Origin of the sequence: Streptomyces sp. TN58 (assembly GCF_001941845.1) — a bacterium.
Classification (GTDB): Bacteria; Actinomycetota; Actinomycetes; order Streptomycetales; family Streptomycetaceae; genus Streptomyces.
Genome location: NZ_CP018870.1, coordinates 6,968,803 through 6,984,766 on the forward strand (window position 1 = coordinate 6,968,803; position 15,964 = coordinate 6,984,766).

General features: G+C 72.0%; 9 protein-coding genes. 7 read left to right on the top strand and 2 right to left on the bottom strand.

Going from position 1 to position 15,964, the window contains the following annotated elements:
- The first annotated feature begins 9 nt into the window (after positions 1–9).
- Positions 10–1,428, top strand: a complete 1,419-nt coding sequence (locus BSL84_RS31510; RefSeq protein WP_234363576.1) for a lipase/acyltransferase domain-containing protein — start codon at positions 10–12, stop codon at positions 1,426–1,428.
- A gap of 78 nt (positions 1,429–1,506) precedes the next feature.
- Positions 1,507–1,935, top strand: coding sequence for a YjbQ family protein (locus BSL84_RS31515; RefSeq protein ID WP_075971742.1), 429 nt, complete (start codon positions 1,507–1,509; stop codon positions 1,933–1,935).
- 364 nt (positions 1,936–2,299) lie between these two features.
- Here BSL84_RS31515 and BSL84_RS31520 read toward each other — a convergent pair whose 3' ends face one another.
- The gene (locus BSL84_RS31520; protein ID WP_075971743.1) at positions 2,300–3,400 is read right to left on the bottom strand and encodes a hypothetical protein; all 1,101 of its coding nucleotides are present in this window, start codon (positions 3,398–3,400) and stop codon (positions 2,300–2,302) included.
- 416 nt (positions 3,401–3,816) lie between these two features.
- On the opposite strand from BSL84_RS31520, the gene BSL84_RS31525 reads away from it, so the two are divergent.
- The 3 genes from BSL84_RS31525 to BSL84_RS31535 all read left to right on the top strand — a co-directional run bounded on the left by BSL84_RS31525 (position 3,817) and on the right by BSL84_RS31535 (position 9,775).
- Positions 3,817–4,794 carry a hypothetical protein gene (locus BSL84_RS31525; RefSeq protein ID WP_234308392.1) on the top strand — a complete coding sequence of 326 codons (978 nt, stop codon included), beginning with the start codon at positions 3,817–3,819 and terminating at the stop codon, positions 4,792–4,794.
- Positions 4,795–4,871: 77 nt separating this feature from the next.
- Positions 4,872–6,767, top strand: coding sequence for an HSP90 family protein (locus tag BSL84_RS31530; RefSeq protein ID WP_075971744.1), 1,896 nt, complete (start codon positions 4,872–4,874; stop codon positions 6,765–6,767).
- On the top strand, positions 6,767–9,775 hold the full coding sequence (locus BSL84_RS31535; RefSeq protein ID WP_075971745.1) for a hypothetical protein: 3,009 nt from the start codon (positions 6,767–6,769) through the stop codon (positions 9,773–9,775). The genes BSL84_RS31530 and BSL84_RS31535 overlap by 1 nt, the downstream gene beginning before the upstream one ends.
- A 213-nt stretch (positions 9,776–9,988) precedes the next feature.
- Here the strand turns inward: BSL84_RS31535 and BSL84_RS31540 are convergent, their stop codons facing one another.
- The gene (locus tag BSL84_RS31540) at positions 9,989–12,256 is read right to left on the bottom strand and encodes a Dyp-type peroxidase (RefSeq protein ID WP_075971746.1); all 2,268 of its coding nucleotides are present in this window, start codon (positions 12,254–12,256) and stop codon (positions 9,989–9,991) included.
- Between the two features lie 348 nt (positions 12,257–12,604).
- Between BSL84_RS31540 and BSL84_RS31545 the strand changes: the two genes are divergently transcribed.
- Positions 12,605–14,578 carry a galactose oxidase early set domain-containing protein gene (locus tag BSL84_RS31545; RefSeq protein WP_075971747.1) on the top strand — a complete coding sequence of 658 codons (1,974 nt, stop codon included), beginning with the start codon at positions 12,605–12,607 and terminating at the stop codon, positions 14,576–14,578.
- Positions 14,579–14,948: 370 nt separating this feature from the next.
- Positions 14,949–15,893 carry a YhjD/YihY/BrkB family envelope integrity protein gene (locus tag BSL84_RS31550; RefSeq protein ID WP_075971748.1) on the top strand — a complete coding sequence of 315 codons (945 nt, stop codon included), beginning with the start codon at positions 14,949–14,951 and terminating at the stop codon, positions 15,891–15,893.
- Positions 15,894–15,964 lie beyond the last annotated feature (71 nt).

Consider the following 15,964-nt stretch of genomic DNA (forward strand, 5'->3'; position numbering starts at 1 on the left):
GGTCCGCTCATGGCCAGGATCCCGATGGGCGACGTCGTCGTGCTGCTCCCCGGCATCACCGGGAGCGTACTGACCAGGGACGGCAAGGACGTCTGGGCGCCCTCGCCGTCCGCCGTACTGGGCGCACTGGCCAGTCTGGGCGGCTCGCTGGACTCCCTCGAACTGCGCGGGGACGACTGGCGCGTGGACGACCTCGGCGACGGGGTCGCCGCCGACCGGCTGGTACCCGACCTGCACACCCTGCCCGGCCTGTGGAAGATCGACGGCTACACGGCCGTCGAGAGGTTCCTGCTGGACCGGTTCGACCTGGAGAAGGGCAGGAACTACTTCCCGTTCCCCTACGACTGGCGGCGCGACAACCGGGCCGCCGCCCGCCGGCTCGCCGAGCGGAGCACCACCTGGCTGCGCGCATGGCGCGAGTCGAGCGGCAACACCGCGGCCCGGCTCGTCCTGATCGGGCACTCGATGGGCGGACTCGTCGCCCGCTACTTCGTCGAAGCCCTCCAGGGCTGGCGGGACACCCGCGCCGTCGTGACCTTCGGCACCCCCTACTACGGCTCCCTCAACGCCGTCGAGTTCCTGTGCAACGGCTTCCACAAGCGGATCGGCCCCTTCGAACACGACCTCACCCGCCTGCTGCGCTCCCTCACCTCCCTGCACCAGCTCGTGCCCGTCTACAGGTGCGTGTACGGGCCGGACGGCCAGGCCGCGGTCCCCGCCAAGGCCGGACTGCCCGGCTGGCAGCCGCAGTGGAGCAGCCACCTCACCGAGTTCTTCGACGAGATGGAGAACGCCGCCAGGGACAACCGCAAGGACCCCGCCTGGGAGGCCGATCCGGTGGTCTACCACCCCATCGTCGGCATGGACCAGCCCACCCTGCAGTCGGCCCGGATCACCGACCACAAGGCCGTCACCCTCAGGGCCCGCGACGCCCGCGACGAGGGCGGCGACGGCACCGTCCCCAAGCTGTCCGCCGCGCTCTCCGGCACCGAGGACGCCCGCACCTTCGTCCCCCAGAAACACGGCAGCCTGCAGAACCAGGAGGCGATGCTCGACCACCTGAAGGGGATCCTGCAGTCCCTGCACGACATCCGCATCGACGACCTGCGATCCGCGGTGACCTCCTGGTTCAGCTACCTCGGTGACGACCTCTACCTCGCCGACGAGCCGTTCGTCTGCGAGATCGGAGCCAACAGCGCGCTGCGCGAGAGGGACCTGCCCGAGATCGAGGCCAACCTCTCCGTGACCGACCGGTCCACCGGTCTGAGCGTCCGCAACATGCCCGTCACCGTCCCCCGGGTCCGGCAGCGCTTCACCCTGGGCCTCCTGCCCCCCGGCACCTACGACCTGCTGATCAGGGCGAAGGCGGACACCGCACCCCTGTCCGACGTCTTCGTCGTCGCCGACCCGAACACCGCGGTGCCCTGACCGGCCCACCACCGTCGCCCGAGCCGACACGGGCCCGGTTGCGCCTCGGCGGAGCGGGGCGGGCGGGACGATGGGGACATGGCCGACACCTTCGTATCGCGCACCGTCGACGTGACGACCGGGAACCGGGAGACCGTCCACGACCTGACCCCGGCGTGCACCGCCTTCCTCGGGGAGGTGGCACGCGGCCGGAGCGGACTGCTCAACCTCTTCACGCCGCACGCCACCGCCGGGCTCGCCGTCATCGAGACCGGGGCGGGCAGCGACGACGACCTGCTGACCGCCCTGAGGTCGCTGCTGCCGGCCGACGACCGGTGGCGGCACCGGCACGGCTCCCCGGGCCACGGACGCGACCACGTCCTCCCGGCGATCGTCCCGCCCCACGCCACGCTCCCGGTGATCGACGGGACACTGGCACTGGGAACGTGGCAGTCCGTCACCCTGGTGGATACGAATCGGGACAATCCGGAGCGTCAGGTGCGGCTGACGTTTCTCGGACAGCCCTGATGCCGCCAGGACCGGTCGACGGTTGTGGTGGCCCACAGGTCGCCATGGCCCTCCCCCGTACCCGCGACAGCGCCACGCGACCCGGAGCAGTGGAACTCGGTGTCCACCCGACGCGACAGACGGCCACGAGCCCGCCCACCATCAACCACAGAACGTGAAACGGCCCGCCGACTCCGTCGGCAGACCGTCACGACACCCCCTAGGGTCTGTATCGAGTTGCCCCGCGGCGGCGCGACGCCCGGCACGCACCCTCGGCGCACGAGCCGAATGCCCTGGTAGCTCCGCTACGAGGACATTCGTCCCGCACGCCGAGGGCACGCACCGAACGCCGCTCCTTGCTCCACGGGGCAACTCGATACAGGCCCTAGCGGCCCATCTTGTAGACCGGCGGCTGCGGGGCGGGACGGGTCCGGGACAGCTTCGCGGCCGTGCCGCGGGCCTTTTCGAAGGCCACGACCGGGTCCCCGTCCTTGCGCCAGGGCTGGGCGCCGCACCACGGTCCGATCAGGCGGAACTGCTCCAAGGCGGGCGCGTACATCATCGACCGGAGCATGTAGTGGGCCAGCAGGTGGCGCAGGACCGGCAGGCGCTCGTCGTCGGGCGCGACCCGGTCGAACGAGGCGGCGATCCGCTTCAGCACGCTCCTCGCCATCGGCGTGACGGCCAGCGTGTCGGTGGCGGACCGCTCGGTGAGCTCGTTCAGCGCGTGGAGATAGATGCCGGCGAGCGGGCTGCCGGGCGGGGCCTTGCGGACCGCCTGGCGGGCGAACCGCATCATCCGCCGGTTGCTGCCGAACCACTTGGCGCACCAGTACTGGAGGGCCTGCCAGTGCCCCTCGTAGTGGTGGGGCGCGCGGGCGACGAGCCCTTCCCACAGCGGCTCGAACTGTGCGCGGTTGTACTGAGCACCGCGCGCTGCCGTGACCATGACGACCCAGGGGCCCGGGTTCGCGGGGTCGAGCAGCGCGGCCTGCCGCGCCTCCTCGATCGCGGCCGGGAGCATGGCGCGAAAGCGGTCCATGTCCGAGGCCATGACCTCGTGGGCATACCCGCTGCCTCGGATCTCCCAGGCACGGTGGACCATGATGCTCGCGTGGAGGGTGGCTGCGTCGCAGTTCCGGGGCTCGGCGGCACGCCAGGCGTCAAGCCAGGCGTCGTTCTCCCGGGCGACCTGTTGCAGGAGCTCCAGTCGGTTCCAGCGCTCGTCCCAGTCCTCGCCCGACGCCCGGACGTACCGCTCGGCGGACTGCCAATCTCCTCCCCACGCAGCGTCGGCGACGGCCTGCCGCTCCTCCGAGCGGTGTGCCGGCGGGGGTGGGCCGGGGCGCCGCGAGTCGAGCTGCTCACGGGGCAAAAGGCCGTACTCGGACGCCACGAAGCGCTCTCCGGCGCGGCGAGGGGCGATGAGCAGCGGGTAGAGCGCGAGGAGGAACACGCCGAGTACGACGGCGAGGAAGACGGTCACACCGGGGGATCATTCCCGAGCTCGTCACCTTCCGCAACAGTCGAGGCCAACGATAAGGCGAGGTCAAAGGGGGGAACAGGGCCGCGCCCGGCCGGGCGCGTGGACCGGTGACTGCCGGCGATCGGACCGGCCACCACGGCTGCGGCCACCGGCATCGCGCCGACAGAGGACGTGGTGGCCCATGGCACAAGCGTCCCGCTGGGGTTTCCTCGGCGCCGGCCACCTCTCCTGGAGCGGGCGCGCTGCCTGGCGCCCTAGGGTCTGTATCGAGTTGCCCCGCGGCGTCCCGACGCCGCGGGGCAACTCGATACAGACCCTAAACGGATGTGCGAATGTCGGACGTGCGTGATAGTCACTACCTCCACGAGGGGGGTGATCACGTGCCTCCCCGTGAGAGACACCAAGGGGTGGGGACAATGGCGTTGCTCCGTGAACGGGGGCTCACGCTGGGACGATGGACCGGCCGGCCCGGGGCGCGGCTGGAGAAGGACTCCGGCGATCCGGACGTGGCGCGGGTGCGCGAGGCGGCCGCCGCGGCGGACTGGGATGCCGTGCGGGGCCTGTTGGAGGCGCGACCGGAGAGCCAGGACCGTACGGGGCTCCTGTGGGCCGTCGGCGACACGGCCGGCGTCGAGCGGTGGATCGGCGACGTGCTGAAGAGGGAGCCCCGGTCGGCGCTGGCGCTGACCGTCGCGGGCATCCGCTACGTCAGCTGGGGCTGGGAGGCCCGGACCTCGGCGCGCGCGAAGGACGTCTCACGCGAGCAGTTCGAGGTCTTCCACTCCCGGCTGCGGCAGGCCGAGGAGTGGCTGTACGAGGCTGCCGAGCTCGAACCGGGCTGGACCTCGCCCTGGTACGTCCTCCAAGTCACCGGCCGCGGTCTGCAGGTCGGGCAGGTCACGGCGCGCCGCCGGTTCGAGGCGACCGTGCGCCGGAACCCGCACCACATGGGGGCGCACACGCAGCAGTTGCAGCAGATCTGCAAGAAGTGGGGCGGGTCGCACGAGGAGATGCACGCGTTCGCCCGTGAGTCCGTGTTCAAGGCTCCTGGCGGCACGCCGCTGGGCCGACTGGTGCCGGACGCGCACATCGAGGAATGGCTGTCGCTCGACTCGGGCCCTGACGCCGCGTACATGAGCCGGCCCGAGGTGGCGGAGTCGCTGAGGCAGGCGGCGGACCACTCGTACCGGCATCCGGACTTCGTGCACGAGGGTTCCTGGCTGGGGCTGCTGAACAGCTTCGCGATGGCGTTCTCGCTGGCAGGGGACCGGGCCTCCGCTCGGCAGTGCTTCCAGGCCACGCAGGGGCGGGTCACGGAGTCCCCGTGGGACTACCTGAACGGCTCCGACCCCGTCGCGGCCTACCGCAAGCACCGCTCGGCCGCCGGGCGCTGACCCGCGGGGCGCGCGCCGTGACCGGCGCCGCGCCCGCCCTTGCCCCCCATCGTCCGTTCTCCGCCCGCGCCCTTCGCATGCGCGGGCGCGCCAGTGAAGGATTCCGCCCGGTGCCACCGTCCGAGACCGCCCACACCTTCCAGGTCGACCTGCGCGGTCTGGTCGACCTGCTCTCCCACCACCTCTACTCAAGTCCCCGCGTCTATCTGCGCGAGCTGTTGCAGAACGCCGTGGACGCCATCACCGCCCGGCAGGCCGCGGCCCCTGACGCGCCCGGCGCGATCACCGTGCGTATCGGTGACACGCTCACCGTCACGGACACCGGCATCGGTCTGACCGAGGCCGATGTCCACCGCTTCCTCGCCACCATCGGCCGCAGCTCCAAGCGGACCGCCGAGGGCGCCCTGGACGGTGCCGGACTTGAGTCCGCCCGCGGCGAGTTCATCGGCCAGTTCGGCATCGGTCTGCTGGCGTGCTTCGTCGTCGCCGACGAGATCACCGTGCTCAGTCGGTCCGCAGCCGACCCGGCGGCACCGGCGGTCGAGTGGCGCGGTCACTCCGACGGCCGGTACACGATCCGTACGCTGCCGTCGTCGGCCGTTCCGGAGCCGGGCACGACCGTGCGGCTCGTCCCGCGGGCCGACAACGCCGAGTGGACGAGCCCGCGGCGGGTCGTCGACCTGGCCCGGCACTACGGCAGCCTGCTGCGGCACGAGGTCACCGTCGTGGGCCCGGACGGCGAGAAGGAGCGGATCAACGACACGCCGCCGTGGGAGCAGACCCACCGCTCCCCGCTGGCCCGCCGCGAGGCGCTGACCGCGTACTGCCGCGACCTGTTCGACTTCACCCCGCTCGACACCATCGAGCTGGACCTGCCGGCGGCCGGGCTGCGCGGAGTCGCGTACGTGCTGCCGACGCCGGTGAGCCCCGCGCAACGGGCGGGGCACCGGGTCCACCTGAAGGGCATGCTGCTCACCGACCAGGCGCGCGAGCTGCTGCCGGACTGGGCGTTCTTCGTGCGCTGCGTGGTCGACACCACGAGCCTGCGGCCGACCGCCTCGCGCGAGTCGCTGTACGAGGACGGCACGCTGTCTGCCGTACGGGATGCCCTGGGCGACCGGATCCGGGACTGGCTCACCGGGCTCGCGGCCAGCGACCCGGCGCTGCTGCACCGGTTCATCGACACGCACCACCTCGCGGTGAAGGCGCTGGCGCGGTACGACGACGAGCTGCTGCGGGTGGTGCTGCCGTGGCTGCCGTTCGAGACCACCGACGGCAACGTCACGCTGGAGGAGTTCGCACGCACGCACCCGACGCTGCTGGTCACCCGCAGTGTGGAGGAGTTCCGGCAGGTCGCCCCGATCGCCGCGGCGGCCGGTCTGGGTGTGGTCAACGGCGGTTACACGTACGACCGCGATCTCGTGCACCGGCTGCCGGAGATCCGTCCGGGCACGTCCGTGAGCGACCTCGACCCGGCCACGGTCACCGCCCATCTGGACGCGGTGGACCCGACGGCCGAGCTGCGCGCGGCGGCGTTCCTGGCCGTCGCCAGGGAGACGATCGGCGTGCACGACTGCCACGTCGTGCTGCGCGATTTCCAGCCGGTGACCGCCCCGGCACTGCTGCTCGACAACCGGGAGGCGCGCCACGAGCGGTCCCGGTCGAGCCTCGCCGCCGAGAGTGACGGTCTGTGGGCCGACATCCTGGGTTCTCTGCGGCACGAGACGCCGCGCGCCCAGCTGGTCCTGAACCACCTGAACCCGCTGGTGCGCCAGGCGATCACGATCTCCGAACGCGGTCTGGCGGTCACCACCGCCGAGGCGCTGTACGGGCAGGCCCTGCTGCTCAGCCGCCGCCCGCTGAAGGCGAGCGAGAGCGCCCTGCTGAACCGGGCCTTCATCGGCCTGCTCACCCACGCCATGCACAACCCCGGCACGGACGCGGACGGCTCCGGGCCCCGGAAGGACATCTGATGCTGGACACCCCCGAGGCCGTGATCGAGGCGCTGCGCGAGAACCACGACCGCCCGCACGGTCTGCAGCGCACCGTCACCGCCGAAGAGCTCGTCGAGGCTGCCGGGCAGTTCGAGAAGCCGGACGTCTTGGTCACGGCCCTGCTGGAGCTGATGTCGGCGTACGAGTTCACCGGCGAGTACCGCAAGTCGCCGGTCGTCTTCGGCCGGCTGCTGAAGCTCTGGGACGAGTCGCCCGAGGAGTTCAGCGAGTGGGAGGCCCACCAGGTCTACTGGCGGTTCAAGTGGGTGGCGACCTCGCTGCTCGACGTGCCCGAGGTGCCGCTGGCCTCGATCCAAGGCTGGATCGACGAGATGCGCACCCGGTACGAGAAGGCCGAGCACGGCATGCAGCCGGTGGCGGCGATGCGCTATCACGTTGCGGCCCACACGGGCGTCGGGGTGGCCGACGCGTACGACCTGTGGGTCACCCGGCCGCGTACCGAACTCAGCGACTGCGAGGCGTGCGAGACCCGGCACCTGGCCGCCCACCAGATGGACGGCGGCGACGACGCCCGGGCCCTCGACACCCTGCAGGCAGTCCTGGACGGGGCGATCGGCTGCTCCGAGGAGCCGCAGATGAGCCAGGCGCTCGCCCTCGCGGCGCTGCTGCGCTCCGGCCGGCTCGACGAGGCGCGCTCCCACCACCTGACCGGCTACCGCCGGGTCCGCGGCAACACCGGCATGCAGACCTGGGTCGGCCGGCACCTGGAGTTCTGCGTGCTGTCCCGCAACGAGGGCCGCGGTCTGGAGATTCTCGCGGAGAACCGGCCGCTGTTCGAGGCGACCGGTGCTCCGCACGCCCATCTGGACTTCCTGACCGGCGTCGAACTGCTGATCGCCCGGATCGTGGAGGACGGGCACGCCGACACGGTCGTCGCGGGCCCGCCGGGACGGAACTGGACGGCGGACGGACTGCTCGCCCATGTGCGCGCCGAGGCGGATCGCCTGACCGCGGCGTTCGACGCCCGTAACGGAACCACGGCGGTCGGCGACCGCCGTCGTGAGCGTCTGGCGCAGCGTCCGCTGCTCGACGCGCCGCTGCCGCTGGGGCTGCGGACGTCCGTCGCCCGGGCGGCGGCAGGCACCGCCGCGCCGGTGGCGGTTCCCGCCACTGCGGCTTCCGCCGCCGTCGAGATCCCCGACGACTTCGTCGCCCTGGTGCGCGAGGCACGGCGGATGGCGAACGCGGGGCACCCCGGGGACGCCCGGCTGTGGAACCGGATCACCGAGCGGCTGGCCGACGGCGGCGCGGTGCACGACGACCGGCTCGGCCCCGAGGAGCTGCTGCGGGCGGAACTCGCCGAGCAGCGGGCGGGCGAGCTGGCTATGGCGGAGCGCGACGACGAGGCCACCGTGGAGATGCGGCGGGCCGCGGAGCTGTACGAGCGGATCGGCATGCCGTGGCAGGCGCTGGCGGCGCGGGCCCGTGCCCTGGCCTGGACGGACCCGGTGGCCGACGGGGACGCCGAGCCGGCCGGGAGCGCCGGGCGTCTGGACGCCGACGGGATCCGGGAGGCGTTGGACGAGCTGATGCGCGAGGCGGAGCGGCTGCAGACCGAAGCCCCGTTCACCGGGGTGGCCCTCGGGGTGGCGGAGGCGGCGGCCGGCGACGATCTGGCGCAGGAGCGCAAGCTCGCCTATCTCGCGGTGTTCTATGGGCGCACCTACGCGGCCTACCGGGAGCTGGGCCGCGGTGGTCCGGAGGCCGCCCCGGGCGCCGTCGAGCGCTTCGAGGCGTGCGTCCAGGCCCTGCACACCGAGGCGGAGCGGCTGTCCGTCCCCCACCAGGTCGCCAACGCACGGCAGTTCGCCGCAGACGTGGCAGGCCGCCACGGCGACCTCGTGCGCGCCGAGGAGGGGCTGCGCGCCGTGCTGAAGGACCTGGAGGCCGCCGACCGGCCGTGGCGCGGCTCGCGCCCGCGCGCCCTGCTCGCCCAGATCCTGTTGGCACGGGAGCGACCGCAGGAGGCGGTAGAGCTGCTGCACCAGGCGATCGCGGACGCGGTGCGGTACGACGACGCGGACTTCCCGATGGCGCCGACGTACGCGATGCTCGGCCACGCGGCCTCGCACCTGGGCGACCACACGGGCGCGGTGCGCCACCTGTCGGAGGCGGCCGCGCGGTTCGACCAGTCCGGAGAGTCCGAGGAGGCGGCGGACGTGCGGCTGCGGCTGGTCGACGTCCTGATGCGGACGGGCCGGCAGGCCGACGCGGTAGCGGTCCTGGAGTCGCTGGTCGCCGAGGGGGCGGCGGCCGCGCTCGACGAGCGGACGGTCGCCCAGGCTCGGCTCACGCTGGCCCGAGGGTTGCGGGACCTGGGGGAGTTCCTGCCGTCCGCCGAGGAGTTCCTGCGGGTGGCGGACGCCGTCTCCGGCTGGGAGGACGACGCCCCCATCCAGACCATGGTGACCGCTGACACGGCCATCGCGCTGGCTCTGGCGGACCGCTGGGACGCGGCGGGCACGGCGTACGAGCGGGCGTTGGCGGCGCACGCGCAGGCGCCGAACCCGTCCCTGCTCATGCACATGATGTGCGAGTTCGCGCGTCTGGTCATGAACGCGCGGGGCTCGGAGGGCCTGGAGACGGCGCTGAAGCATCTCGCCGAGGCGGACGCGCTGGCGGCATCCGTGCCGGAGGGCACGGAGGGATTCGTGCCCTGGTGCGAGCGGGGCGCCGTGCACTACCGCAGGGGCCGTGTCCTGGCGGAGGCGGAGCGGTTCGAGGAGGCCCTGGCCGAGACGGAGGCCGCCGTCGCCGCCAACGAACAGGGCGGCGAGGAAGGCGAGTTGGCGCGTGCCGAGGCGGTCCGGATCGCCGCGCTGATCGAGGGCAACGCGCTGCGCCGGTTCGAGGAGGCCATCGCCCGGCTGACGGCGGCGTCGGCACGCTGCCGGCAGGCCGGCCTCTCGGAGGCGGCGCAGATCCTCGAAGCGCTGCGGCAGGACTACATGTCGCGGCTGACGTAAGGCCGTTGAGCCGGCGTCGCACCCAACCGCCCCCGGGCCCGGCCGTGCACTACGGCCGGGCCCGGGCCAGCGAGAACAATCCGGAGCGGCATGTGCGGCTGTCCTTCCTGGGATAGCCGCCGACCTGCACCGGGCTCCGGCAGCGGTCGGGACGAGTCGCGCGGCGGCGACCGGTCCGGCGACCACCACCGGAGCCGGGGCGGGGTGCGGACGTCAGCTCGTCAGGGACGTCCACACGGTCAGCGGGCGGTCGTCGACGCTGATCCGGTCCTCGTGGCGGTGGCCGTCGCGGATCACGATGATCCGGTACTTGTCCTGGTGGAACACCCAGAACAGGCTCAGGCCGTTGATCCGCTGCATGTCCGGTACGGCGAGGAACTCGTCGACCCGCGTGATCCCGTGCAGCGACCGCCACAGGTCGAGCCCGCGGTCGCCGCGCTCGATGACGTCCTGGTGCGCACTGCCGTCGGCGATCGAGATGAGCCGGTAGACCTGGCCGCCCATCAGGGTGTGGAACACCCAGTAGTAGCTCTTGCCGTTCATCCGCTGCATGTCGGGGACCGGCAGGAAGGCGTCGACCTGCTGCACCCCGCCGAGCGAAGTCCACGCGGACAGCGAGCGGTCCGGGCGGTCGATCCGGCCGGCCTGCTCGGGCGGGAGTCCGCTCTCCGCCCCGTCGGCGATCGAGATGAGCCGGTAGACCTGCCGGCCCTCCACGCTGTGGAACAGCCAGAACCGGCTGCGGCCGTTGACCTGCTGCTCGTCCGGAACGGGCAGGATCGCGTCGACCTTCGTGACCCCGGCGTAGCACGGCCAGGTGCTCAGCGGCCGGTCGGGGCGTTCGCGGGCGTCGCTGTGCTCGTCCCCCTCGGCGACGGAGAGGGTCCGGCAGACCGAGGTGCCGTCGCTGCCCGTCCCGTACGCCCAGTACCAGCTCCTGCCGCCGACCCGCTGCATGCCGGGGATGGGCAGGAAGGCGTCGGTCGGCCGGACGACGGCGGGCGGCTTGTCGGTCAGCCGGCCGTCACCGAGCAGGCGCAGCAGCCGCAGCGACGGCACGAAGCAGTAGACGGACCCCTCGGTGACGACGAACTGGCTCAGGCTCAGCTGCGTGGTCTTCCCGGGCGTCTCGTAACTGAGCGTGCCGGCGGCCCCGACCATTCCGTCGGGGCCGGGCTTCTCGGTCCGGTTCGGGGGGAAGTCGGGACTGTCGATCCACGCCTTCTGGATGAACTCGAACTGCTGCACGAGGTCCGACTGGTAGCAGACGAAGAGCAGGCCGCGCTTCTCGTCGGGCCCGCCCCCCTCCGCGGCGGGGTCGAACGGCGCGCCGTAGGGAGCGCCGCGGCGGATGATGCGGCGCCGGTCCATGACCGGGTTCTCGTCGAACGGCGCGTCCCCGGGCCTCTCCTGGAGGCCGTCGCGGGGATTGGTTTTGCGCAGGTGCGAGAAGAGGGGGGTGAGGAAGCCCTCGGGGTCGTTGCGGTAGCCGAAGTCGTTGTCCTCGCCGGCCAGCGCGTTGGACGGCTTGTCGGCGTGCGGGCACGTCGCGACGGGGGTGCCGGAACGCCACCGGCCGACGAGGCGGGCCGCGAGCCACTCCACGGTGGCCTCGGGCGGCACCACCTTGGCCTGCTTGAGGACCTTGAGCTGCCCGGCGACCTGGGACCAGAAGCCCGGGACGTCCTGGCCGAGCCGACGCACCACCTGGAAGCTGCCGTTCTCGGCCCAGTCGGGCATCTCGCGCGGCTCGCTGTCGACCCGGTCGTGGCCGACCACGAACTCCCCGGGCGGGATCAGCCGGGTGCCGTGATGGCCCTTGACGTACTCGGGCCTGGCCGGATCCGGTTCGTCGAAGCCGATCACACCGGGCTCGCTCACTCCGTCCTTGAAGCCGAAGTGCTCCTTGCCCCTGCGGTTGCCGGGCAGTGTGGCGGCGTCCTGCTGGAAGACAATCACGATCTTCGCCGCGGCGCAGGCCTCCCGCTGCTGCCGGACCGCCGCCTGGAGGTCCTCGACGGTGTCGGAGGCGACGGTGAGGACGGCGTGGACGGTCTGGCCCCTGCCGTTGCCGTTGCCGAACAGCCACATCCCCGGTGCGCTGTCGCCGGTGTCCCCCAGGGCCCGCTTGTCCGAGCCCTGCTTGAAGGCCTCCAGTCCGCTGAGGGGCCGGACGGAGGGCAGGGGGTCCTTTCCGGTCAGCTCGCGCAGTCCCTCGTAGGTGAAGCTCACGTTGATCCAGGTGGCCTTCAGCGTCTGCGGGTCGCCGCCGGCCGACGCCTTCCTGGCCATGCTGAAGGCGGCGTTGAACGTCGCCACCTGTCTCGTCGTGGAAATCTGCGGTTCCAGTGCCCTGACCCAGTTACGCGCCCTCGCAGGCTCCTCGAACTTGAGGAACAGCAGGGTCATCTGGTCCTTCTTGAAGCCCGCGAGCACATCGCCCTGGATGTCGTCGCTCTCGCGCAGCTTGAGATCGTCCACCGAATTGCCCTCCAGAAGATCGACAACTCCGCACTCTGGTTGCGCGGAGTAATCGGACGGTACGCGGTGATCGTCTCCGTTTCCGGGGGCCGACTGGCCTCGCGTAGGTGCTCATCACTCGATCACCGTCGATAAACGGGCTGGTCGGAGGGCGCATGAGGCTCGGTGGGGCGCATTCGGCGCTCGGGATCACCCACCTGCACCGGTCGGCAGGACAAGTCGGCCGACGGGTGGGAACACTGATCTTCGTCACTGTGCGTGCACAAGTGGCGGTCCTGGCGCGGACGCCTCCCGGCGTCCCCCTCGCCGGAACCCGCACCACCGCCCCCTTCCCAGCGAGGAGCCCCCATGCCCCCCGGTAACCCGCCCCCGCCCGCCCGCCGAAGGCTCGTCCCGGCGCTCGCCCTCTGCGCCGCCACCGCCATGGCCGCGTCCATGGCCCTGGTGTCCGCAGGCCCCGCACTCGCCCATACCGGTCACGCAGACGCAGAGCACGAACACGCCTTCCCGTACGCCCCCGCCTCCCGGGCGGCGACGGCTCCCGTCACCGTCGACCCGGAGGAGGCGGCCACACTCGGCAAGGAGCACGCCGAGGAACACGCCCGATCCCGGAAGGCCCTCGCCGACGTCGGCGAATACCCGCAGAGCACCCGGACCGCGCGGCTCGCGGCGCTGACCGCCTCCCAGGAGAAGGCCAACGGCTCCTTCGACGCCGCGGAGTTCGGCCGGTTCCAGGAGTACTTCCGATCCCCGGACTTCGCCGCCCACATCGCGCTGCTCCCCACCGGCAAGGTCCTGCTCTTCTCGTTCGAACGCATCGAGACCAACCCGCAGAAGGAGCCCGCACCCACCGACACCATCGGCGTGGAGAACGCCGGCCGAGCCTGGATCTGGGATCCCGCCAAGGGAACCGGAGACGCCGCGTTCACGGAGAAGAAGCCGCCGGTCGTCAACATGCCCGACGGCAAGAACGAACCCCGTCCGGCCCCGTTCTTCTGCGCCGGCCACTCCTACCTGCCCAACGGCATGCTCGGCGTCTTCGGCGGCAATCTCGGTGGCAACGGCGGCTCCGGCGCCAAACTGTCGCTGGTCTTCGACCCCTGGGCGGAGGAGTGGTACCTGAACGAGGACATGTCCGTCGGCCGGTGGTACCCGACCGTGGTCACCGGAGCCGACGGGCGCCAGATCATCATGTCCGGGCAGTCGGAGCTCGGCTGGGGCACCCCCACACCCGTCGTCGAACGCTTCCCCGCCGCAGCACACCCGGTCCCCTTCGACAGGTGGGTCAAGCCGATCGGCTGGGGCGTGGACACACTCCGGACCGAGGCCCCGTTCAAGTGGGACTATCCGCACCTGTTCTCGCTGCGCGACGGAAAGATCTACGGCCTCGGCCGCTCGGTGGACCAGCAGTGGCTCTTCGACACCGCCGCCGACACCAGGACCGACCTGCCCGACCGCCCGGACGCCAACAAGGGCAAGCCCGGCCCGGACGGCGGTGAATGGCGGCGCAACTACGGCTCCGCGGTCCCCCTCCCGGCCGGCTTCCGAGGCCCCGACTCCGTCCTGGTCCTCGGCGGCGACCGCAACGACCCCAACACCTACCGGCTGGCCGGCGGGAAGTGGAACACCGAGAAGCCGCGCGCGTTCGGCCGCACCCAGGACGACACCCTGCTCCTGCCCAACGGCAACCTGCTCACCGTCAACGGCGCCTTCGACATCCGCGACTACGGCAACGGACCGTACAACCCCAACGCCGACCTCAAATACCGCCAGGTCGAACTGCGCGACGAGAACGGAGACTGGAAGCTCGGCCCCGCCCAGCGGCTGCCCCGCGGCTACCACTCCAACGCGCTGGTCCTTCCGGACGGCCGCGTCATGATCACCGGCGACGAGCTCCAGCAGCTCGCCAACGACCCCGACATCAACGACAACTACAACGGCAGCATCGAGATCTACGAGCCGGCCTACCTCCACCAGGGCAGCCGCCCCTCGCTCGGCCGAATCCTCAACCCCACCGTCGGCTACGACGAGAGGATCACGGTGCGCACCGACACGCCCAACGACGTCACCCGCGCCGTGCTGCTGGCCCCGACCACCGCGACCCACGCGATCAACACCAGCCAGCGCCATCTCGAACTGCGCGTCAAGAGCCGCCGCGACAACTTCCTGGAGCTCCAGGCCCCACCCAGCGCCGCCGCGGCCCCGCCCGGCTACTACATGCTCTTCCTCCTCAACGAGGAGGGCGCACCGAGCAACGCCGGCTGGGTCCAGCTCAACCCGTCCACAGCCACCACCGGAAAGGCCGTGAAAACCGGCGGCTGACGGTCGCAGCCCGGCCGTCCCCGCCGTCCCTGCCGGCGTCCGGGGCGGGTCCCTCACCAGCGCCAGATGAGGGACCCGCCTTTTTTCGCGGGCCCGGTTCGCCTCCGGGGCGCCATTTGCCGGCTCGTGAGGGCGTGCGTGCTCGTAAACGCTCGTACCTCGCGTTTCCTCCGCGCGCTCGCCCTCACTCCCCGGCGCGCCCCTTCGGCTCACTCGCCGCCTCTTGCCGGGGGCTCGGTTCACCTCCGGGGCGCCGGGTGCCGACTCGTGGGGCCGCGTGGAACGGCCTCCCGAGGTGCCGGACCTTCCGGGCTGGCCCATCCTGCTCATGGGGCGACCTCAGCGGGCAGCAGCGTCCGCGGAAGGAGCCGTGACCGCAGCCGTGACCGTGTCCGCACCGCGCGACAAGCCGCCCCGCTTCACCGTGCCGGGCTGGATGCGCAGGTACACGCCTTTCCTGGGCCGGACCCTCGAACAGTTCGCCCGCGTCAACGTGCTGGACTGCGCCACCCGGCTGGCCGCGCAGGCGTTCCTCGGCGCGATCCCCGCCCTCTTCGTCATCGGGGCCCTCGCCCCCGACTGGCTGCGCGAACAGCTCATCTCCACGGTCAGCACGACCCTGGGCATCACGGGCCCCGCCCTGGACCAGATCCGTGCGGTGTACGCGGCGGGCGACACGGCGGCCGTCACGAGCACCGGCGTGGTCGGAGTCGTGGTGACACTGATGTCCGCCACCGCCTGCAGCCGCGCCCTGCAGAGGACGTGCGAGCGGTCCTGGCACCTGCCGAAGGCCGGGGCCCGGCTCGCGGCCTGGCGGTGGGTGGCCTGGCTGCTGGTCTGGCTGGCCGCCCTGCTGTTCCAGGGACCCCTGCAAGAGGCGTTCGGCATCGGCGGGGTCTTGGGCGCGGTCGTCTCGCTGGTCAGCGGCATCCTGCTGTGGTGGTGGACCCAGCACCTCCTGCTCGGCGGCCGCATCGCATGGCTGCCCCTGCTGCCCGGCGCCGTACTGGTCTCGGTCGGGGCCGGCCTGGTCAGCTGGGGCTCCCGGTTCTACATGCCCCGCGCCATGAACCACAGCCTCCAGCAGTTCGGCGGCCTCGGCCTGGTCTTCGTCATCCTGTCCTGGCTGATCACGTTCTTCGTCATCGTCACCATGGGCATCGCCCTGGGATACATCCTGGCGCACGAGCCCTGGACGGCACACCGGTTGCACACCCCGGACGACCCGCCGGAGCCCGCCACCCCCGCACCCGCCTCCACCCCCGCACCCGCCTCACCCGATCCGGGTGACCCAAGTGGTGATCACGACCGATGACGGATTGAGTGGAGGCCGTGGCCCGACCACAGTGCGACCCGATGCTCACGGCCAGGTTCACCGCACCGGCC

Coding starts and splice junctions, on each gene's coding strand:
- BSL84_RS31510 (WP_234363576.1), top strand. CDS start 10: ATGGCCAGGATCCCGATGGGCGACGTCGTCGTGCTGCTCCCCGGCATC.
- BSL84_RS31515 (WP_075971742.1), top strand. CDS start 1,507: ATGGCCGACACCTTCGTATCGCGCACCGTCGACGTGACGACCGGGAAC.
- BSL84_RS31525 (WP_234308392.1), top strand. CDS start 3,817: ATGGCGTTGCTCCGTGAACGGGGGCTCACGCTGGGACGATGGACCGGC.
- BSL84_RS31530 (WP_075971744.1), top strand. CDS start 4,872: ATGCGCGGGCGCGCCAGTGAAGGATTCCGCCCGGTGCCACCGTCCGAG.
- BSL84_RS31535 (WP_075971745.1), top strand. CDS start 6,767: ATGCTGGACACCCCCGAGGCCGTGATCGAGGCGCTGCGCGAGAACCAC.
- BSL84_RS31545 (WP_075971747.1), top strand. CDS start 12,605: ATGCCCCCCGGTAACCCGCCCCCGCCCGCCCGCCGAAGGCTCGTCCCG.